This window comes from Haloferax chudinovii (genome assembly GCF_042663345.1).
Lineage (GTDB): Archaea > Halobacteriota > Halobacteria > Halobacteriales > Haloferacaceae > Haloferax > Haloferax chudinovii.
On record NZ_JBHTAB010000008.1, the window covers coordinates 17,111 to 36,673 of the forward strand.

Genomic DNA, 19,563 nt, shown 5'->3' on the forward strand with positions numbered 1-19,563 from the left:
TACTCGATGGATCGTTACACCACCTAATTGGGGAGGGACACTTTCTGCAGTTGTGGTTATTATTCCAAAGCGCGTCGCGTCGCCCTTGTCGACCCCCGGCCGCCACATCAGAGTGCGGAGGGCTAGTCCAACCCCGCGATTTCAACGGGTATGAACGATTCTATTCCTGAAAAACGATTAGAACGCCCTATACACGTTCTCGGACGTTCTCCTGCGCGGGTTCACACCCATCGTGATAACTCCCGAGCGGTCCTACGACTAACCGAGGAGAAAGACAATGACCAACTTCACCATCGGCCGCTGGCTGCTCGTGGCACTCGCGATCGTCGGACTCGCGTTCGCCGCCCCCGTGGTCAGCGCACACGGCAACGGAACGACCGCAGACGACGCGCCCCCGTACGACGGGACCGCTGATGACTGGGCGGCCTGGATGGAGGCGCAGATGACCGAACACATGGGTCCTGGTAGCGTCGAATGGATGGAATCGCACATGGGTGTGACCGTCGACGAGATGGGCCAAGACATGGCTGACGACGGCTACAACGGCGGGATGTACGGGCAGGGCCACTGCTGACGGCCCCTGACCGTTTCGAGAGCTTCGACAGAACACCACGACTCACAAACTCACGATCATGACGCAATTCACCACCCACATCGGACGCACTGCTCGACGACTCACGATACTCGCTGTCCCGCTGTTGGTCGCGGCGACTGGAACGGCTGCTGCCCACGGTAGTGGAAGCTACGGCGGCGGTATGATGGGTGGTGGCTGGGGCGGTATGGGCGGACTCGGCGGCTTCGGGATGCTCGGCGGCGGAATGTTCCTCTGGCCGTTGCTCCTGATCGGACTCGTCCTGCTCCTCATGTACGGGATTAACCGCGAGGAATCGACCTCTGGGTCGGATACTGCACTCGCCGAACTCCGCGAGCGCTACGCGCGGGGTGAACTCTCGGACGAGGAGTTCGAGAGCCGACGATCCTCGCTCACCCAGTGAGTATCAACTCCCTCCATTCATGTACCCTTCCACGTCGTCCACATACATTCGTATTGCCGGCTGGCACCTCCGGGGGTGCTACAGCGACCACGAGAGAGTGGACCCGAAGGACGGGGCGATTTGCTGGGTCAGCAAACGGACTTGGCCGGTTATGCCTCGTGCAATCGTCCATAGTATTGTGGAGACAAAGAACGAGCACACAAAATGTTGAAAAAGCAACTGAGCTAACCTGACGACAAGGACTCTCCGACTCTGTCGGGGACGACTCGATCTGAGCAGACCTCGGCGTGCGTCGACTCCAGTCACAGACCGAGACGAAATGCGCGTCACGACAAAAGCAACCACCACAATGAAGCACTCACAACACAATACTCGAATCGACTCACGAGAACAACGCAGACAGGCTGCCGAGCGCCGACGACTCCGTGCATTCACCGCCTCAGAAGCGTCTGGCGGTGCTGGATTGACCGAAGAGGAAGCAACGAAGCTCATCGCGAGCTTGGAACGCAAAAACACCCAATAGACCAATGACGTATACCATCACCACAACGATTGATGCACAGTTCGACGATGTCGTAACCGCAGTCACGACCGCACTACAGGACGAAGGCTTCGGCATCCTCTGTGACATCAACGTCAAAACGACCCTGAAGGAAAAACTCGATGTCGACGTAGACCAATACCGGATTCTCGGGGCGTGTAACCCTCCACTCGCCCACAAAGGCCTCGTTGAAGAGCCAGAATTGGGGGCCCTGCTCCCGTGTAACGTCATCGTCTACGAGACAGATGGCGGTGACGTCGTCGTGAGCGCCGTCGACCCCCAGCAACTGGTCGGCATCACGGAGAATCCAGACCTCGACGAGATCGCGGTCGACGTCCACGAACGATTCGAGCGTGTCATCGCAACGATCTCAGACGAGTTGGGAACGGTGCCGGAGGAGGAGTGACGATGTCTTCGTCGAATCAACTCGACACCACGACCATCGTGCTCCTGATCCTCGGGGCGATCATCGTCCTCCCCTTGCTCACGATGGGGATGGGATTCGGAGGCATGATGGGCTACGGCGGGATGATGGGGTATGGCGGAACCACCAGCGGGTGGTGGCCGTTCGTCGGGATGCTCGTCCCGCTCATCTTCCTCCTCATCCTCCTCGGTGGTGGCTACCTCGTCTTCCGACGCGCGAACGAAAGCCAGACGTCTCGAGATCCCGCGGTGGAGGAACTCCGCACGGCATACGCTCGCGGCGACCTCACCGACGAAGAGTTCGAATCCCGCCGCGAGAAACTCGAACGGTCGGAGTAAACCAACGAGTATTCACCACGATGCGGATACCCCAAGCCTGTGTACTCGATTTCGTTCGTCAGGCTATTCCCAATCATCACTGTGTGAGCGTGCCTTCGAATCGAAGAGATGGAGGTCTCCCAACTTACGATTCTGAATAGTAATGTGGTTAAATCACAAGACCGTAGTATACTATGTGACCGAAGTTATCCTCTTCACCCAAGAGACGTGTGGGGCGTGCGCAACACAGCGGGAGAAAAACGACGGCCTCGAGGACACGTATCCGGATGTGGAGTTCCGGGAGGTCGATATCCAGAAAGATCTGGAAACGGCCGAGGAGTACGGCGTCCGGAAGACGCCGACAACACTCATCTACGCGAGCGGTAAACAGACCGCCGAGTTCATCGGCATCGTCGACCGGGAAGACCTGGAGTCGGCTATCGAGAGCGCGACCCAGCAGTCATCTGGATTCGCCCAGCGCCTCGTCGACGTCGTGCGTGGATAACGAACCAGCGACCGATTCAACTCACATGACGAACTATAGTCGACGTCAGTTCCTGGGAGTGCTCGGTGCCGGCGCAGTCGCCAGCACAGGCCTCTCTCAGCAAGCGAGCGCACAGGAGACGCCCGTCGTGAAGATGGGCAACAACTATTTCGACCCGATCGGGCTGCACGTCGAACCCGGCACGACCGTCCGCTTCGAGATAGCAGCCGGTGCACACTCGGCAACGGCCTACCAGAACCGGATTCCATCCGACGCCAGCGCATTCGATAGTGGGGTCATCTCGTCGGGAGGGTACGAGTACACGTTCGAAGAGCCAGGCACGTACGACTACTACTGCATCCCGCACAAGACTGTCGGGATGGTCGGTCGCATCGTCGTCGGCAATCCCGGCGGCCCGGCCGAAGACAGTCCGATTCCGGACGGTGACGTGCCCGAGAGCGACGCGATCGTCGAACAGGGCGCGATAGTGTATGGATCCAGCACCGGCGGTGATGGGAGCTCCGGTGGCGGAACGATGGGACCGGGAATGGGTTCTGGCCCCGGAATGATGAACGGCCGAAACGGTGGTTGGTTCGAGGGGCTACCGTTCGTTGGCGGGGCACTCGGACTGCTCGGGCTGGTCGGCGGACTCCTCTACTGGGCACTGGGTCGAGGTGACGCCTCTCCCGAGAGCGGCGATTCCTCGATGGAAACCCTCCAACGCCGATACGCACGAGGCGAGATTGACGAAGCGGAGTTCCAGCGACGACGTGAGCGATTGGAGACCGGGGGAGAAATCGAGTCTCAGTAAGGTGCAGCGTCGTCAGAGATATCTACCCGTGTGACGCCACTCGCTCACGAGTCCTTTGAGGACCTGCTTCTACGCCGAGGTACTCCCCTACGGATAGCAAGTCCGACCGCTCCAGTCCGAACGCGTCGATGTCATTGTGGTCCGTCACGTTGGACATCTCCAGCGCTCTCGCCTGGTCGATACCGAACGGAATCGATGGAATGGGGTCGAACGCGTACAGACCGATCTCTGCGAGTCGCATCGGCACGGAGAGTATCCTGACCGACTTCCCCGCCGCGCGATAGAGCATCCGCGTTACCTCGCCGAACGTCAAAACCTCCGGTCCACCGAGGTCATAGATCTCGCCGACGTGTTCGGCATCTACGAGTGCGTCCGCGGTGATCCGAGCCACGTCCTCGACCCAGATCGGCTGGAACGTCGGGTATCTACCACCGTCGGGGAGGACAGTCACGTACGGGGTCGTGTACTTCTTGATGAACGCAAACGTCTCACTGCCCTCGCCGAAGATGAACGATGGTCGGAGGACCACCCAGTCGAGATCTGAGTACTGGACGACCATATCGCCGATCCCCTGCGTACGCCAGTATGCAACCGGGCTGTCCATGCCAGCGCCCAGCGAACTCATCTCGACGTACTGACCGACGTCGTGTTCGCTCGCCGCGTGCGCGGCATTCATCGCCCCGCCGATACAGACCGCGTCGTGGAACGTCCCCGGTCGTGGTTGATGAAGTGGCGGTAACGCCGTGAGGTTCACGGCGGCGTCTTTTCCTTCGAACGCCCCCTCGATCGAGTCGTAGTCGGTCACGTCGCCGGTCACCGTTTCGACCTCGTCGGGCAGTACCTCAGGATCGGGTGAGCGCGAGAGCGAGGTCACCGAGTGACCGCGATCGACAAGCTCTGCACACAGGTAGCGCCCAACGAATCCGTCACCGCCTACTACCAGTGTTTCCATACGATAGACTACGTTGTGAGTGTACCTAAACCCCCATCACCGTCCGGATTTTCGCGGCCAGTGGGAACCGTAGCATTAGATGATCGAGTACTCGGCGATGGTGTCCCAGGTGCCGTATCGATCACGTATCGAGCCTCGAGGGATGCTGACGATGATGAGGATGACTCCGACAGCGACGCTGTTCCAGGTTGCTACCGTCGGGGCGCCGGCGAGTATCCACGGTGCTACGACGATCCATATCCCCAGTGGGACGTTGACGAACCGGACGGCGCGCGCCGGTTCGCCCATCGCAATAACGGAGAACGTGACGACGAGCGCGCCAACAAGCTGGCTGCTGTTCGCGGCCCCACCCGTGGTCCCGAAGATCGCAGGCGATGCCATCAACCAGAGGCCAAGTCCCGTGGCGACGACGAGATGCCACGGAATCGACACCCCCCAAAACATGGACCAGAACGAATCGGCGTCAGACCGCGTCTCCTTCCCTACACCTGCTTCTTCCTCAGGAAACGTTCCCCCCATCCAGAATACGCGCCAGAGCGACTTACCCTCCTGCGTTCGTCGGTAGAGGAACTGCCCCATCGCCACCACCTCGTCGACCGTCGTTGCGATCATGATCAGCATCGCGAGTGCCGAGAGGAGACAGAGCGTACACCACGACCCGACGGCCAAGGGCTGGAGGATGATGAGCATGATGGTGACGAAGCCCAGTGGGATGACCACGATGCCGAAGAGCGTCACCATCCACGGCATTGTCCGCCAGCGCCGTTTGTCACCCATGAATCCCATGAGGACTTCGAGCGCGTAGGCCACGGCACCGAGTCCAGCGTCGGAAATCGGAAACATCCGTGAAACATCAGATGTGAGTACATTCACGGTTCCCTGTCCGAAGAACGGCTCGAAGACGAACTCCGTGTAGCCGAGCTGGAAGGCAGCCATGTGCGTCGAAAAGAAGAAGCCGATGAGTCCACCGACGATGATCGGCGCACGTTGGGCCGCCGTCGAAGGGTTGTACGTCCAGCCACGCGGGACACCCGGTCCTGACATCTCCATCCGCATGACGACGAGCACCGAGAACGTGATAACGAAGACGCCGACGAGCGTGTTGTTCAGGTAGGCTGCACTCGTGGGGGCCCAGAAAACGAGGGGCGCAAGCAATAACCAGAGTCCGACGAATCCGTTCGCATAGTTCGCCCACCCATTCCGACGAACGAGCACAACTGCGGCTAATACGATCAGGAGCGCTCCGCTGGCGATGTCGCTGACCGTCATCAGGACGCTCTCGTACCCGAAGGTGAACGGACTTGCGATGAGCCAGAGGCCGAGGATGACGATGGGGTACTGCGGCCACAACTCCATCGTCGGGTGCTCAAGCATCATGGTCCCTGGCTCTTGGGACTGCTTGTGCCCGTGACTGGCCATCCCGCCGGATGAGGCGTCGTGGTGCTTACTCATAGGGTCTTGACCGATAGTTTCTCTTCGGCTGCACAGGCCAAAGTATCTCCGGCGTCATCGGACTGGCAAAGACGGTCTCGGGGCTACCATGACCAGCTGTTCCTATTGCAATAATGTGATAAACCACGCCAAGTCTCGCGTGTCGGGTAGCTTCTCCGGTCGTTGTCGCTGCTCGATGAGACTGTAACGGGTTGGTCCCTACACTTTTCGACGTCGCTGTCGTACTATAGGGATGATGTCCAACGAGCGCTCTGACGTCGACCTCCGAGTGGGACGAATAGCACGAAAGGACGTAGTGAGTGCATCCAGCGATACGACTGTGGGTGATGTCGCGCAGACAATGGCTGACGAAAACGTGGGTGACGTTATCGTCACCGATGATGACGAGATCGTCGGGATCGTCACCGACCGTGATCTCACGATTCGCCTCCTGACGGACGAATATGGGACGAACGTCCTCAGTGAGGAGTCACGAGCAGACCTCACCGCTGGTGACGTGATGACCAAGGATCCACTGACGGTCGAGTCTCAGGCACACGTCCCACGGTTACTCCACCACATGAACCAGGCGAGCGTGCGGCGAGTTCCGGTCGTGGACGAAGGGAGCGTGGTCGGGATCATCACGTTCGACGACCTCGTCGTTCATCTGGCAGGTGAGAGTGCACACGTAGCCGCGCAACTCGAAAGCCTCGCCGATGTCGTTCACGCCGACTCACCAACGCCCAATTGAACAATTGCCCCCTACATGATGGCGATACCTCAGCCACGATTACGTTGAATATTGATGCCGTAGAATGTTCTCTAGGCACCATCTCCCGACCACGAATGATGAACCAGTATCGACTGACCAGACACCACCGTTTGAGGTGCGAAATTGACCCATAAACCACGTAATACGATGAGGAAAAACACAATGACACGGACCGTTATCCGCTTCGCAATCGTCATCGCGGTGGCAACGACGCTCACTTCGGGTATGATTGGAGCCGTAGCAGGCGCGGAGCATCAGAGCGGAGATACAGAGAACATCGAGGTTTGCCACGTTCCTGCGGGGAACCCCAGCAATGCGCAGCTAATTACAGTTTCAGAGCAGGGATGGGAGAACGGCCACTCGAACCACGGGAATGATATCCGCATGGACGAGCATCCATCGCATCATCCAGACCACCAGCATAGCGCGGAAACGATGTGCGAGCACCACGGGGAGCACGTCGCATAGGTACCTCGCTTTGCGGGAAGCCGAGTGCCAGATTCCGAGTACAGCGATTAATTTCGATAGCCAACGTACGTTCTACGAACCATCGTCCGGTGCTACATCTGTGAGTCACAGTGTACCAGCGACGACGAGGTGTTCGTCTGCGAGCACTGCGGGATCTCCTGCCACCGGCACTGTATGGAGGAATACGACACCGATGTCTGCCCGAAGTTTGTCGGCAAGCCGATGATCGGAGCGATCGAGTTCTAGTAGCTCCTTGTCACTCCCACACCGCGAACAGCCCGGAATCGAAGTATATGGATGTTCGACTGGCGAAATACGTTTTTGACTCGTGCCCGTAGCGCATGTATGTCTACGACCGTCGAACTCCCCGACGCCGACGAGGCCTGTGCGTACTGTGGCTCGCGTATCTTCGACCATGACCCGATCTGTGTACGTGACTGTAGCGACGATTGTGGCTCGCCAACGTACTTCTGTAACTACGCGTGTCTCTCAACCTACGTGGACGAAAACAGCCTGACAACTGGGAACGCGTGCAAGTGGTCGCCAGACGAAAACAACTGCTGCTGAGTGGACTCACCTTAGTGAAGACACGGAGCAACGTGTCGGCTGCCCTCAAATCAGGGACCATTACTGGAGTAGTACTGGCAGCCGAGCAAGCTTATTGACGCAGTCGACGAATCTCCCTAGTGGTTCGCCATGTCCACAGAGCGCACGTCCGACGGCTTGCTCCGCATAGTCCTGATCGTTCTGGCGGTAATCGTCCTGTTCCCGCTATTGATGATGGTGTTCGCGATGCCGATGATGGGGATGATGGGCTGGTGGTGGGGCGGCGGAATGGCCGGCGGTCTCTCCCCGCTGTGGGGCATCGGGATGATGCTCGTCTGGCTCGTCGTTCTTGTCGGCATCGGGTACCTCCTCTATCGTGGTCTCGTCGGCGGTGTCGGGTCGTCGCTGACCGGCGATAGAGCACTCGAGGAACTCCGTGTGGCGTACGCTCGCGGTGATCTCTCTGATGAGGAGTTCGAGGAACGTCGAGCGAAACTCAGCCGCGAGGAGTCACGATAGCACGATCATGTCTCCGACAGTACAGCGACGGGAGTTCCTGACGGCGCTTGGAGCTGGCATCGTCGGTCTCTCGGGATGCGTCGGGAATCTCCCTGGCAGTGGCGGCGGCGTCGACAGGACGATCTACGTCGGAGCCTACCACTGGGGCTTCGTCATCGTTGACGAATCGGGCGAGGAACAGGAACGTGTCAGCCTGCAACGGAACGATGTTCTTCGCGTCGTTTCGTTCAACACGCTCTCGAGTCAAGCCGTCCGGTCCCTTCCATCGTCGATCCGTGACGCCCTCCCAGACCACGAAGCGCTCGAAGAGCGAAACGAGGAACGTATCCCGCCTCCGGCCGACGGCGACTTCCACGAACTGCTGGAGGAAGCAAACGAACAGTACCCCGATCACAGCCTCGCGATCATGCCCTCCGGACCGGTTCACATGGGTGGTGGCATGATGATGCACCCGGTCCCGCTCCCGCAGAGTGCCACCGGACCAGTCGTTCGTCAACTCGGGGCGACACGACGTGGTGATTACACGCTGAGCTGCCTGACCTACTGTGGCTACGGCCACCCCTACATGGAAATCGACGGCGGCATCGTCGTCACGTGACGGGTTTGACTGACCTGATCACTGACGAAAGTGAACCACGCAACTAGAGTAGATATATTATTAACTCACATCGAGATTTTTGTTATTCATTTCAGAATTACCGCGCCATCTATGATATAGGGTTTAATAAGAAGTGGTCGAATACGGAGTACCACGGATGTCTAACAAGGGTGGCGTCGCCCATCACGAGCACGGTAGCGATGGGAACGGGCACTCGCATGATCACGACCACGGCGGATCAGCGAGCAGTCGCAAGCTAGCGCTGGTCTCCGGCATCAACCTCCTGGGGTTCGCCGCCGAACTCGCTGGAGGGCTCCTCTTTGGATCGGTCGCGCTCATCAGCGACGCCGTCCACATGCTGTTCGACGCGCTCGCGTACGTGATGGCGTTTACAGCCTCCTACGTCGCGGACCGATACGAGGGGTCAGAGTGGTGGTCGTACGGTCTCCATCGACTCGAACCGCTAGCTGCCTTCCTCAACGGTGTCTTGCTCATCCCGATGGTGGGATACATCCTCTGGGAATCCTATCAGCGTTTTCTCACTCCCATCGAGATTGGAACTGTACCAACACTTGTGATTGCACTTGGGGGGTTAGCAGTGAATGTCGGCAGCGTGTTTATCCTCCAGGGTGGGGAGATGAGTCTCAACGAGAAGGGGGCGTTCTATCATTTACTAGGCGACGCCGGCGGGTCGGTCGCCGTCATCGTCTCCGTGGTCGTCGTCGAAGTCACCGGAATCACGATCATCGATCCGATTGCCGCGGCGCTCATCGCGGGCATCGTCCTGTGGTCGGCCGGGAAGGTTCTGCGTGGAAGCGGCGCAATCTTCTTCATGAAAACGCCGTTCGATCCCGAGCACGTCCGGAACGAGATCGAAGCCATCGACGGGGTCGATCACGTCGACGATTGGCACGCGTGGCAGATCTGTAGCCAGATTACGGTCGCGACAGCGCACGTCGAGACCTCGGTCGAGACGATGCGTGAAGCAGAAACAGTCACCAAGGAGATCCATCACATCCTCGAAGAGTACGGGGTTGATCACGCGACCATCGAATTGAGCCCGGCATATGGCGACCGACAGACCCATCTCAACTCCCATGTCCACTGACGAAACGAAACCACCCCGAGGAACAACTGCGGGCAGGTCGATACGTCTTCGAGTCGCTACTGGACGTGGTGTTTGGTCGTGTCGCTGTCGCGGATAACCATAATTTTCACTCGGTTGACCTCGTCGAAATCACGAAGTCGATAGCTCAGTTCTCGCACCCGTTCGACAGGGCCGCGACAGAACAGGGACTCAAGACACCACTCGCCCTGATGGGTATGGCTCGTATTGAGGATGATGTCCTGGTGCTCGTGCTGCACGCCGTGCAGCTCTTCGATGACGTCCGGGTGACGGTAGTCGAAGGCGACGAGCGCAACCACCTCCCCAGTCACCTCTTCGAGCCGGGAGTGAGCCTCGATGTACTCTTGCATCGCTTCACGAACTGCTCGCGACCGATTGTCGAGGCCTTCATCCTGCCACACTCGATCGAACTCCTCGACGACCGCATCCGGGATGTTGAAACTCGTCCGCATGGACTAGTCGTTCGTCATCCTCGCACAAGAGTTCCGAGTATGACGGGTCCCCCGATTCGGTATTAACAACCGGTATAAGCGATCTCGCTCTCATTTCAGGTACATGGCGAACGGCGTTCTCGGGCTCGCACTCGGGGCTAGTGTTCTCGGTCTCACGCACGGTCTCGCCCCGGGCCACGGATGGGCAATTGCCGCGAGTTACGCGCTCGACAAACCGAATAAATGGGTCTCCGGCGCCGCATCGAGCCTCATCCTCGGTATCGGACATCTCATCAGTAGTATCGCGATGGTGGTCGTGTACTTCTGGGCGCTCTCGTATTTCGGGCTCACCCAGATTCCCTGGATGAACTACGTCGCCGGGACGCTACTCATCACCCTCGGAATCTGGCAATACTTCAATGGACACGATCACACCGCACCGGATCACGGTGACGACCATAGTGACCACCACGAGCAAATCGACCACGATCACGGTCACACCCACGACCACGGACATACCCACAGCGGCGACGAGAGCCGAGGGTGGATTGCTCGAGCTCGGCGGGTAGTCCCGTTTGTGGGTCAGTCCAATCATTCACACTCCCACGACCACCTTGAGGAGCCATCGGATCGCGGGCTCTTCGGGATGGCAGTACTCGCGTTCGCTCTCGGTTTTACGCACAACGAGGAGTTCGATATCATCGCCATCTGTACCGGCTCGGCCTATTGCCTCGAACTGATGCTCCTCTATTCGTTGGCCGTCATTACGTCACTCGTCGGCGTGACGCTTTTGCTCGTGGCTGGCTACCAGCGCTACGAGGACCAACTTGAGGACTACGCAGAATATCTGCCAACGTTCACGGCGGCAATTCTTATCGTGATGGGTATCGGATTCATTCTGGGCGTCTTCTAATAAACCGGCGTTCCACATTCATCATGGATTCGCACCTGCTGTCGGCGGAAGTCTTCCCGATTGGGATCGGCCTCGTCAGCTGGAGCGCCGCAAATGTTCGTTGAATCTCCAGTGGGGACGTGAACGGGTTCATGGTCTTGGCCTGGCTGTACAGACGAGTCACTACGGGAGGGAATCGATCAGCACCGTCGCCGTCCCGTCGAGGACGATGAGCCACAGGGGCATCATCCCGGTTCCCCACAGTGGTGATAGCCCACCCGCGATGCCGCCACCACCACCAGCCCATCTTCGCCATCATCGGGACGGCGAACAGCATCATTAACCTCGGGAGCAGGACGATCGTGGCTATCACTACGAGGATGACTCTCAGTAGTCCATCTGATGTACGCTCAGTGGACATCGAAATTCGAGCTGTGGAACTTTTCGGATTATCTCTCGGGTTCGTCTTTCAATCGCTGACGTCGCTGCTGAAACTCTTCGTCGTCTATCTCTCCCCGTGCGTATCGGCTCCGGAGAACTGCCATCGCTGAGTCGTCTGCGGCAGATTTAGCCGACGATCGGGTGAGTGCCCAGTACAGTCCACCACCGAGGATCCCAAGCATACCGAGGGCACCACCGACAAGTGGTAGGCCGTATAACCTCCCTCTCGAACCGCCAGACATCATTCCGGGGCCCATGCCCGGCCCCATCATCCAACCACCAGTTGCGCCCTCAGTGCTGGAGTCAGACCCGTAAGGGATGGCACCCTGTTGGACGATGTCGTCACTCGATGGCACGTCACCGTCTGGAATCGGGGTCTCTTCGGCGGGCCCGCCAGGTTCACCAACGACGATTCGTCCAACCATGCCGAGGGACTTGTGAGGGATACAGTAGTAGTCGTACGTTCCCGGCGTTTCGAATGTGTACTCGTAGGTCCCCTGTGAGATGACACCGCTGTCGAACGGGCTCGCCTCAGCTGGAATACGCTCGTCGTAGGTCGTCGCTGAATGGGCTCCGGCAGCAATCTCGAATCGGACGGTAGTCCCAGGTTCCACGGATAGCCCAATCGGATCGAAGTAGTTGTTTCCCATCTTCACGACGGGGGCCTGCTGTGCTGCTGCTGTCTGTGTGAGTCCTGCAGTTGCGGTGGCACCAGCGCCGAGGAGCCTCACGAACTGTCTTCTTGTAGTCTTCATGATCGTATATTGTATGGTTGCTGAGTCTCTGTGGCTATCCACGAACGTAGTCGTATAGTCGTTGAGCAAGTCCAGACTGCTCGTTCGTCGCTGTCTGGATCGCGTCTTCGAGTTCGTCACGTTCGACGATACCGATGAACTCAGACACCCGCTCATCACCCGCGTAGACGAGTGTTGTAGGTGTCTTTCGGACGTCGTATTCTTCAGCGATCTCGAGGTCTCGCTGGATGTCGACTTCCCGAAACTCCACGTCTGGGAATTTGTCTTCGATTCCCTCGTTCTTCTCTCGCTGCGTCGCACATGCCCCACACGTCTCCTGCGTGAAGAGGATGACTTCAGTCATGGTTTCCTCTATGGTCTTGTTCGTTATTGGAACTACTATTCATTATTGAAGGGTTTTCACCGTGTCTGGTTTTGATTTCAAGGTCGACCTGAACATACTGTTCATCGAAGTACCGATCCAAGTTGTTCCGGGGCCTCGCTTAACACATCACGCCACGGGTTTTGAGATCGATTGCGGGCGACGAGTTTGCCGCGGATGAATGGCTTGACTGGCGGGATGCCGAGCGCCAACTCGTCGATTTCTCGCACCTCGAAGCGGTCGTCGCTCTCGAAGGTCGCTCTGGTATCTCGGTTGAGGTGACAACCCGCGGCCCCGCGTCGCCAGACGGGGTTCACGGCGTCCTGAACTGACCCGAGCCACCCGTCGGCGTGAACGTGTTCCAAGAACCGAAGCTCTCCGCCCGGCTTGAGCACGCGGGCAACCTCTTTGAGTGCTGCATCGACATCTGGAATGGTACAGAACACGAGCGAACCGACGACGACGTCGAACGAATCGTCATCGTACGGCAGCGTCTGGGCACCTTCGGAACGAATCTCGACGTCGAGGCCGACGTCTCTCGCTTTCTGTACCGCTCGTCGACACATATGCGGGTCGGGTTCGACCGCGTGGACGACGAGTTCTGTGTCGCGTGTTTGTGCCCGCTTGAAATACGGAAACATCGCACCGGTCCCTGCACCAATATCGAGGAGTGCTCCGTGCAGGTCCTCCGTAAGGTACTCACGATGTTCTCGAAGGAGCGTGCGTTCTGCAGGCTTGGTCACCGGGTCGTATATGGCTGCGAAGAGCCGGTGGGATGGTGAATCCGTGGGCTTTGTCATCGTGCGGGGTAGTGTCGTGAGTGGTTGCGTCAGCGGTCCTTCGATTCGAGGGTCTGTTTTCGTTCCTCGAACTCTTCGTCCGAAATTTCGCCGCGAGCATACCGCGCGCGAAGCGTTTCGAGCGCTGAGTCAGATGACCTCGATCCGTCTCGGCCGCTGAGTCCATAGAAGACCAGTACGCCGAGTCCAATCAGCAGGAGTGGCCAGAGGAACATTCCTCCGCCGAACATTCCAAAGCCACCGCCCATCATTCCGCCACCCATAGCGAGCAGCGGAATCACGACGAGTGCTGCGACGACGAGGAGGATAATCGTCGTCGTGCTCATTCTGCTCGCTTCCGCCATCAGTCGCCACCTCCTGATGCGAACCGGTCTTCGACGACTGAGAGGATGTCCTCGAATCTACCCTTGACTTCGCCCGCGATATCGTCCAAGTTAGAGTTCTCGGTGATACCGACGAGCTGTTCGGGGTCGACGGCGCTCACGACCACGTCACCGTCATCATTCTCGTAGACGACGACGTTGCACGGGAGCAGTGCCCCGAGGTCTGGCTCTTCTGTGAGCCCTTCGTGTGCGAGCGGTGGATTGCAGGCGCCGAGAATCCGATACCGCTCGGTTTCGACGTCCAGTTTCTTCTTGAGCGTTGCCTGCACGTTGATGTCGGAAAGGATGCCGAATCCTTCGTTCTGTAACTCGGTTTCGACCGCATCGAGGACGTCGTCGAACTGTGCGTCAACTGTAGTGGTGATGGTATACGTCATTGTGTGTTCTCCATGAGTTCGGTTGATACTGCGCTCGGTGTGGAAGCCGTTTCGACTGCCAGCGCGGCACCAATATTGGAATTTCTCTACAACATTCAATTCGCTCCCCACGGATAAATACAGGGAAGTCAGATTTCCGGGGTAGCAATTCTCCGATAGGCTTTTGTAGTATATTTCCACTCGTGTACAATTTCAGGCAGTCGGGTTCTCTCTTTGAGTGTACGGTTTCGCTGTTCGATACGAGAGGGGCTAGAAGGTGCCGTTAGCAGTGACTCGCGCCACCCATCCCCCCGTATCCACGCATCGGGCCGTATCCGCCCATCCGTCCATCGTCGGCCATGTCTTGGCCCATCTCGTCGACGGTCACGCCCATGTGCGATTCCATCCATTCCACGGCGCCGGGCCCCATGTGGTCGGTCATCTGCGATTCCATCCAGGCGGTCCACTCGGTCGCAGTGCCGTTGTACGGGGGCGCGTCATCAGCGGTCGTGTCGTTGCCGTGTGCACTGACTACTGGGGCAGCAACCGCGAGTCCGACGATTGCGAGTGCCACGAGCAGCCAGCGTCCGATTTTGAAGGTAGTCATTGTTGTTCTCCTCGGTTACTCGTAGGACGGCTCTGGAGTTATCACGATGGGTGTGAACTGACACAGGAGAACGTTCGAGAGCGTCTATAGGGCGCTCTAACCGTTTCTCTATCACAGTATCGTTCATCGCCTTCGAATTCGGGACGCTCGTTACTCTCCCCCAGCCGAGAGCCGATGATCTGTGTGGCACTGCCGAGGTTTGGAATATCTGTCACAATCCAATTAACGTAGTAGCCCTAAACTCGTACTCACAATCTACGGGACCACAGGAACAGCCTCGCAACCACCCGTGAGGGTACTCCCACTGACGATTGTCGCAGTGACTGTCGGGTTCGCTCCACTCGCGGTCCTGTTTTCATTCGTGCTCCGACTCTCGTGGGTTGCACAGCAGAACACGTCAGTCACCCCGTTCTCTACTGGAACTGAACCGACGCCGTTCTGAACAGACTCGATCACCGTCGGACTCGTCTATATGGGGTTGTGACCCCTGCTGAGTTGACTACCCACCGTCAATGTGCATCAGGGAGTGAGGCGTGAAACGAGTGAAGCGAACAGACGCTTTTGTTCGGTTGCTGTAGAGTCTGGGGTTGATTGTGCCTCTTCGTCGCCGAGTACGTCGGCTTCGACATCGTCTCGTTTCGATGCTTCGTATTCGGCGATCAGATGTGGGACGTGTCGATTGCACATATCTCAAGAGATGGGGGCGAGCCACATAGAATTTTGCCAATTGGTAACACGCAAATCACGTTGGGCGTTGAAGTAGGTCGTCACTTGGGTACACTCGATACGTTCGACCCTGTCGTTCACGGTACAGCAACCCTCGTTTCTCTAGTTCGCTCACTGTCTGGCTCACCTTGCTCTTCGAGAAATCAGAACGGTCCCGGAGTTCGATCTGCGTGATTCCCGGTGGCGTGAGGACTGGTTCGAGAACCCGCCGTTCGTCCTCCGGTAAGACGTCGAGGATAGGTTCTCGACGGGTAGATGAGTTGTCATCCCCCGCTGCTGATTGTGGTTCAGTGTTCGTGGAAGTAGATTCCTCCAAATTCTCTGGTGCTGACTGCTCTCCTGGTCGTTGGCTTTCATTGGAGGGTTCATCCAGCGAGCGACGGAGACTAAGATATATCCCGCCGAGTGCGCCCGTAACGACGAGTGTCCCGAGGACGTACCACAAAGGACTCGTTCCGTGGACACCTGTCATCGACGTCCCCATCATCGAACCCATCATCTGGTCGAACGATTGCTGTTGCTGGTACGCTTGCCAGCTAAGTAGCCCTCCCACTGCCAAGATAGAAACGAGGGTGAATCCGACGACGGTGTCTGTTTGACGTTGATTCATGTCTGTTTCCTCCGTCGACGTGGGTGTATTCTCATGGACGTATATCCGACTTCCACCATAGTACGTATTTTGGTCTGTACTATCTCGTGATTTTCGGAACTGGCCCGTCACACCCAATAGAATATCTCACAGTCGCCCAGGAACGAACTGGGACGGGGAGTTGGCGGTTCGATGGCCACCGAGTTGGCGTGAAAGGACAAACTTCAGTGGAGCCAAGCGGTGTTCGTGCTTCTCGCAGAGAGTTACGTGAACGTCACTCCATTTCGCCCCACGCAGATGAACAATAATTGACGATGAGAGAGGCGTCACGTTCGCGATAACCACACGGATATCACCCGTTATATTGTATCGTGCTTTGACTTTACAGACGTATGGGTGTAATATGACTCTACCACAAGAGTTTGTGCTCCTCATTTCACCCTATTCAAAAGTGAAATTCCACACCATCTGGAACGAAAATCCTGTCTCGGCAGCCTACGGGCGGCTACCTGCCGAATACTGTTGTTCTGGTTCGAAAGTCGAAAGCATATAAATGGGCGCGTCGGTACCGATTGTTGCTGCTTGGTGTTCACCTTGTTTCTTCCCTCGAATTGAGATCATGCGGTGTCTCGAAACGTGAGAACAACGAGTCGTTGATATATTTCTCGGCGATCAGTCTTCAGTATGGCCTCACACTGGACCCGACGACGGTTCCTCAGCATAGTTGGGAGCACTGCAATTGTTAGTGCAGCTGGATGTCTGGAGTCACAGAGAGAACAGCCACCGTCCGATGGCGTACTCGGAGTTACGACGGCAACACAATTCAGTTCGCCGGGGTGCAGATGCTGTGGAGAGTATGCGACGTACCTACGGGAGTATCTCGATGTCGAACTCGGTGAGCGTTCCCCGAGCGATGTCAACAGTATCAAACAACAGTATGGCGTTCCCGATGGACTTCTCAGCTGTCATACGCTGGTTCTCGACGACCTCGTCGTCGAAGGGCACGTCCCCGTCGAAGCTATCGCAACAGCACTCGACCAGCAGTCGGTTTCGGGTATCGCGTTACCCGGTATGCCAGCCGGTTCGCCGGGGATGCCCGGTGAGCAGACTGAACCGTTCACCATCTACGAATTTTCGAGTGGGGAAATTGGAGACGTTTTCATTGAGCTGTAGTCGGATTCATTCGACTCACTTCGTATGTGACGGTGTTTAGTGATTGTCGTGACTCTGCCCTCGGTCACTCTCGACGACAGTTGGTTGGACGTGTGAAAACTCGGATGGTTGGTTTTCGAACGCACGTTTGCACTGCTTCGAACAGAAGTAGTACGTCTCACCGTCGTGAGTGATACTTGGACCGCTGTCGTCGGTCCGCATTCCACAAACCGGGTCACGGAACGTGCCTGGTGCGCCAAGTCCCCTTCGGTAGACGTAGAGCAGGAATCCGGAGAGGGCGAACGCGATGATGTTGAGGTAGAAGGTGTAATTCAGCTCGAAGTACATCTGTTCGGAGGCGGTCTGTCCGCCGGCGAGATTCGGAACGATGCCGAGGGCGTTGAACAGTTCCTCCATGAGAAAGCCGGTGAACGCCATCGTCACGAAGAACACGCCGAGAATGTACAGCATCACTTTCCAGCCGTAGTACTTCCGGTAGATGTTCAGGACGGGTATCGTGATGAGGTCGGCGTAGACGAACGCGATAACGCCAGCGAAACTGATGCCGCCACCCCACAGCGCGACGGCGAAGGGGACGTTCCCCATACTCCCGACGAAACTGAGCACGGCGATTGTGACACCCATGATCGCGTTCTCCGCGCTGACGAGCAGGCCGTCGCCCTGGAGGAAGAGCGAGTTCCACACCCACTGTGGCACGAACACGATGACGAACCCCGAGATCAGAAAGCCGGCGATGATGTCCTTCCAGATCATCGACCACTCCTTGCGGTACTGATTCCCGATCTTGTACCACCCACCCCACGAGAGGAGTTCGTCGCGCCACCCGCCGCTACTGGCAGCCTCCTGCTCGTAGGTCTCCATACAACCCTTCGAGCAGAACTTCAGCGTCTCGCCTCCGTCCGTCGTGAGCGAGTACTCGTCTTTCCCTTCCATCCCACAGGTCGGGTCTTCGGTGATTCCCCCCTCGTCGTCACGCTGGTTCAGTTCCCGGCGAACCTGGTCGAAGAGGTTCTCGGGGAGCGTCAGATGGACGAGAAGCGCCATCACCGCGATGAGAATGACGCCACCGAGGAGCTCCGCGACGAGGAACTCCCACCCGAGGAGAATCAGAATCATCAGCCCGAGTTCGACGATGAGGTTCGTTGAGGCGAACATGAACGCGAGGAAGTTCACCGTGTGCGCGCCTTTCTTGAACAGTCCCTTCCCGATGGCGACGGCACCGAAGCTACAGCCACTACTCGCAGCGCCGAACAGTGTCGCCTTTGTGAGTCCACTTAGATCACCTTCTCCGAGAACGTTGGCCATCCGTTCCTTCGAGACGTAGACCTGAACGAGACTCGTGATTACCAGCCCCATGATGATCGCCCACGCGGCTGTCCAGAGAAAGCCGACACCGATCCGTAGCGACTCGAAAATACCATCGAGGAGGGCGACTTGCATACCTAATCAATCACAGGCATCTATTTTGTCATTTGTTCTTAAGAACCCGGTGTCGGGGCAGCTCGAAAACTTGCATTCGAAAGTACACTCGGTTATTGGTTCGGGGTACCCGATCTAGCGTGGGATTTCCGGTAATATCGACCGAGCGTTATTGATTCTTCATCCGAAAATTTCCGCTCCTTCTTCAGACGACCAGATCCACGGACAGGGTTCCTGTATCCGGCTTTTACCGCACTAGTTCCTGGTGTGTACTCGACGGGATGAGCGGCACCTTCGAATTGTAAGAGAAAATCGATTAAATGGGTCAGGCGTATCTCTACATATGAGCACGACTACCACCACCCAAGACGCGTACGGTACGGAAGCCACCGTCGGTGCGATGCATCTCGACGCACTGGCACTCGCGGGCGCTGCCGCAGTGGTCTCTGCGGTCGTAATGCTCCTGCTCGGCGTATTCGGCGCGATAGGTGTCTACGAGGGCGCGGTCGCGATGATGGAACAGTGGCACCTGTTCTTCGAGCCGACCGTCGTCGGGACGGTGGCGGGCATGGTTGAGGCAGCTGTCATTAGCTTCGTCCTCGTGTACGCCGTCGCGTGGCTGTACAATTTGTTCGCCCGATAGGAT

The 19,563-nt window shown here is 57.6% G+C and carries 27 protein-coding genes; 15 read left to right on the plus strand and 12 right to left on the minus strand.

From position 1 onward, the window contains the following. The first annotated feature begins 277 nt into the window (after positions 1-277). From ACFQI8_RS13910 to ACFQI8_RS13935, 6 genes are all read left to right on the plus strand, one after another. On the plus strand, positions 278-574 hold the full coding sequence (locus tag ACFQI8_RS13910) for a hypothetical protein (protein ID WP_390245763.1): 297 nt from the start codon (positions 278-280) through the stop codon (positions 572-574). A gap of 58 nt (positions 575-632) precedes the next feature. Then, the gene (locus tag ACFQI8_RS13915; protein WP_390245765.1) at positions 633-995 is read left to right on the plus strand and encodes an SHOCT domain-containing protein; all 363 of its coding nucleotides are present in this window, start codon (positions 633-635) and stop codon (positions 993-995) included. A gap of 527 nt (positions 996-1,522) precedes the next feature. Further along, positions 1,523-1,942: a DUF302 domain-containing protein gene (locus ACFQI8_RS13920; RefSeq protein ID WP_390245767.1), complete on the plus strand. Its 420-nt coding sequence runs from the start codon at positions 1,523-1,525 to the stop codon at positions 1,940-1,942. Positions 1,943-1,944: 2 nt separating this feature from the next. Continuing rightward, the gene (locus tag ACFQI8_RS13925; RefSeq protein ID WP_390245769.1) at positions 1,945-2,298 is read left to right on the plus strand and encodes an SHOCT domain-containing protein; all 354 of its coding nucleotides are present in this window, start codon (positions 1,945-1,947) and stop codon (positions 2,296-2,298) included. Between the two features lie 175 nt (positions 2,299-2,473). Then, the gene (locus tag ACFQI8_RS13930; protein ID WP_390245771.1) at positions 2,474-2,782 is read left to right on the plus strand and encodes a thioredoxin family protein; all 309 of its coding nucleotides are present in this window, start codon (positions 2,474-2,476) and stop codon (positions 2,780-2,782) included. Continuing rightward, complete coding sequence (locus tag ACFQI8_RS13935) at positions 2,775-3,572, plus strand: plastocyanin/azurin family copper-binding protein (RefSeq protein ID WP_390245773.1); 798 nt, start codon at positions 2,775-2,777, stop codon at positions 3,570-3,572. The genes ACFQI8_RS13930 and ACFQI8_RS13935 overlap by 8 nt, the downstream gene beginning before the upstream one ends. A 22-nt stretch (positions 3,573-3,594) precedes the next feature. On the opposite strand, the gene ACFQI8_RS13940 is transcribed toward ACFQI8_RS13935, so the two are convergent. Beyond that, positions 3,595-4,524, minus strand: coding sequence for a complex I NDUFA9 subunit family protein (locus ACFQI8_RS13940; RefSeq protein ID WP_390245775.1), 930 nt, complete (start codon positions 4,522-4,524; stop codon positions 3,595-3,597). Positions 4,525-4,599: 75 nt separating this feature from the next. Further along, complete coding sequence (locus tag ACFQI8_RS13945) at positions 4,600-5,976, minus strand: vitamin K epoxide reductase family protein (RefSeq protein ID WP_390245777.1); 1,377 nt, start codon at positions 5,974-5,976, stop codon at positions 4,600-4,602. A gap of 235 nt (positions 5,977-6,211) precedes the next feature. Here ACFQI8_RS13945 and ACFQI8_RS13950 point away from each other — a divergent pair, with 235 nt between their 5' ends. The 5 genes from ACFQI8_RS13950 (at position 6,212) to ACFQI8_RS13970 (ending at position 9,966) form a co-directional block, all read left to right on the plus strand. Beyond that, positions 6,212-6,706 (plus strand): CBS domain-containing protein, encoded by a 495-nt coding sequence (locus tag ACFQI8_RS13950; RefSeq protein ID WP_390245779.1) that lies wholly within the window; start codon positions 6,212-6,214, stop codon positions 6,704-6,706. A gap of 834 nt (positions 6,707-7,540) precedes the next feature. Beyond that, the gene (locus ACFQI8_RS13955; protein WP_390245781.1) at positions 7,541-7,762 is read left to right on the plus strand and encodes a hypothetical protein; all 222 of its coding nucleotides are present in this window, start codon (positions 7,541-7,543) and stop codon (positions 7,760-7,762) included. Positions 7,763-7,891: 129 nt separating this feature from the next. Then, the gene (locus tag ACFQI8_RS13960; RefSeq protein ID WP_390245783.1) at positions 7,892-8,260 is read left to right on the plus strand and encodes an SHOCT domain-containing protein; all 369 of its coding nucleotides are present in this window, start codon (positions 7,892-7,894) and stop codon (positions 8,258-8,260) included. Between the two features lie 7 nt (positions 8,261-8,267). Continuing rightward, the gene (locus tag ACFQI8_RS13965; protein ID WP_390245785.1) at positions 8,268-8,858 is read left to right on the plus strand and encodes a cupredoxin domain-containing protein; all 591 of its coding nucleotides are present in this window, start codon (positions 8,268-8,270) and stop codon (positions 8,856-8,858) included. Between the two features lie 157 nt (positions 8,859-9,015). Continuing rightward, positions 9,016-9,966, plus strand: coding sequence for a cation diffusion facilitator family transporter (locus ACFQI8_RS13970; RefSeq protein ID WP_390245787.1), 951 nt, complete (start codon positions 9,016-9,018; stop codon positions 9,964-9,966). A gap of 56 nt (positions 9,967-10,022) precedes the next feature. Here the strand turns inward: ACFQI8_RS13970 and ACFQI8_RS13975 are convergent, their stop codons facing one another. Continuing rightward, positions 10,023-10,436 (minus strand): CopG family ribbon-helix-helix protein, encoded by a 414-nt coding sequence (locus ACFQI8_RS13975; protein WP_390245789.1) that lies wholly within the window; start codon positions 10,434-10,436, stop codon positions 10,023-10,025. Positions 10,437-10,539: 103 nt separating this feature from the next. Between ACFQI8_RS13975 and ACFQI8_RS13980 the strand changes: the two genes are divergently transcribed. After that, complete coding sequence (locus ACFQI8_RS13980) at positions 10,540-11,328, plus strand: hypothetical protein (RefSeq protein WP_390245791.1); 789 nt, start codon at positions 10,540-10,542, stop codon at positions 11,326-11,328. Between the two features lie 428 nt (positions 11,329-11,756). On the opposite strand, the gene ACFQI8_RS13985 is transcribed toward ACFQI8_RS13980, so the two are convergent. The 6 genes from ACFQI8_RS13985 to ACFQI8_RS14010 all read right to left on the minus strand — a co-directional run bounded on the left by ACFQI8_RS13985 (position 11,757) and on the right by ACFQI8_RS14010 (position 15,010). Next, complete coding sequence (locus ACFQI8_RS13985) at positions 11,757-12,545, minus strand: plastocyanin/azurin family copper-binding protein (protein ID WP_390245793.1); 789 nt, start codon at positions 12,543-12,545, stop codon at positions 11,757-11,759. Next, positions 12,538-12,846, minus strand: coding sequence for a thioredoxin family protein (locus ACFQI8_RS13990; protein ID WP_390245795.1), 309 nt, complete (start codon positions 12,844-12,846; stop codon positions 12,538-12,540). Before ACFQI8_RS13990 ends, ACFQI8_RS13985 begins: the two co-directional genes overlap by 8 nt. Positions 12,847-12,947: 101 nt before the next feature. After that, entirely contained in the window at positions 12,948-13,664 is a 717-nt protein-coding gene (locus tag ACFQI8_RS13995) for a class I SAM-dependent methyltransferase (RefSeq protein WP_390245797.1), read from the minus strand. A gap of 29 nt (positions 13,665-13,693) precedes the next feature. Then, a complete protein-coding gene (locus ACFQI8_RS14000; protein ID WP_390245799.1) occupies positions 13,694-14,008 on the minus strand; it encodes an SHOCT domain-containing protein in 315 nt (104 codons plus the stop codon). Beyond that, positions 14,008-14,424 (minus strand): DUF302 domain-containing protein, encoded by a 417-nt coding sequence (locus ACFQI8_RS14005; RefSeq protein ID WP_390245801.1) that lies wholly within the window; start codon positions 14,422-14,424, stop codon positions 14,008-14,010. The genes ACFQI8_RS14000 and ACFQI8_RS14005 overlap by 1 nt, the downstream gene beginning before the upstream one ends. Positions 14,425-14,686: 262 nt before the next feature. Continuing rightward, positions 14,687-15,010 (minus strand): hypothetical protein, encoded by a 324-nt coding sequence (locus ACFQI8_RS14010; protein WP_390245803.1) that lies wholly within the window; start codon positions 15,008-15,010, stop codon positions 14,687-14,689. A 289-nt stretch (positions 15,011-15,299) separates the two neighbouring features. Here ACFQI8_RS14010 and ACFQI8_RS19495 point away from each other — a divergent pair, with 289 nt between their 5' ends. Next, positions 15,300-15,452, plus strand: a complete 153-nt coding sequence (locus ACFQI8_RS19495) for a DUF7972 family membrane protein (protein WP_465261715.1) — start codon at positions 15,300-15,302, stop codon at positions 15,450-15,452. Between the two features lie 300 nt (positions 15,453-15,752). On the opposite strand, the gene ACFQI8_RS14015 is transcribed toward ACFQI8_RS19495, so the two are convergent. Together ACFQI8_RS14015 and ACFQI8_RS14020 are read right to left on the minus strand one after the other, a co-directional pair. After that, positions 15,753-16,346, minus strand: coding sequence for a helix-turn-helix transcriptional regulator (locus tag ACFQI8_RS14015; RefSeq protein ID WP_390245805.1), 594 nt, complete (start codon positions 16,344-16,346; stop codon positions 15,753-15,755). An 846-nt stretch (positions 16,347-17,192) separates the two neighbouring features. Beyond that, positions 17,193-17,330 carry a hypothetical protein gene (locus ACFQI8_RS14020; protein ID WP_390246061.1) on the minus strand — a complete coding sequence of 46 codons (138 nt, stop codon included), beginning with the start codon at positions 17,328-17,330 and terminating at the stop codon, positions 17,193-17,195. Between ACFQI8_RS14020 and ACFQI8_RS14025 the strand changes: the two genes are divergently transcribed. Continuing rightward, on the plus strand, positions 17,298-17,498 hold the full coding sequence (locus ACFQI8_RS14025; RefSeq protein ID WP_390246053.1) for a DUF411 domain-containing protein: 201 nt from the start codon (positions 17,298-17,300) through the stop codon (positions 17,496-17,498). The genes ACFQI8_RS14020 and ACFQI8_RS14025 overlap by 33 nt on opposite strands. 36 nt (positions 17,499-17,534) lie before the next feature. Here the strand turns inward: ACFQI8_RS14025 and ACFQI8_RS14030 are convergent, their stop codons facing one another. Next, positions 17,535-18,938 (minus strand): permease, encoded by a 1,404-nt coding sequence (locus ACFQI8_RS14030; protein WP_390245807.1) that lies wholly within the window; start codon positions 18,936-18,938, stop codon positions 17,535-17,537. A 322-nt stretch (positions 18,939-19,260) separates the two neighbouring features. On the opposite strand from ACFQI8_RS14030, the gene ACFQI8_RS14035 reads away from it, so the two are divergent. Continuing rightward, positions 19,261-19,560, plus strand: a complete 300-nt coding sequence (locus tag ACFQI8_RS14035) for a hypothetical protein (protein ID WP_390245808.1) — start codon at positions 19,261-19,263, stop codon at positions 19,558-19,560. Positions 19,561-19,563: the final 3 nt, after the last annotated feature.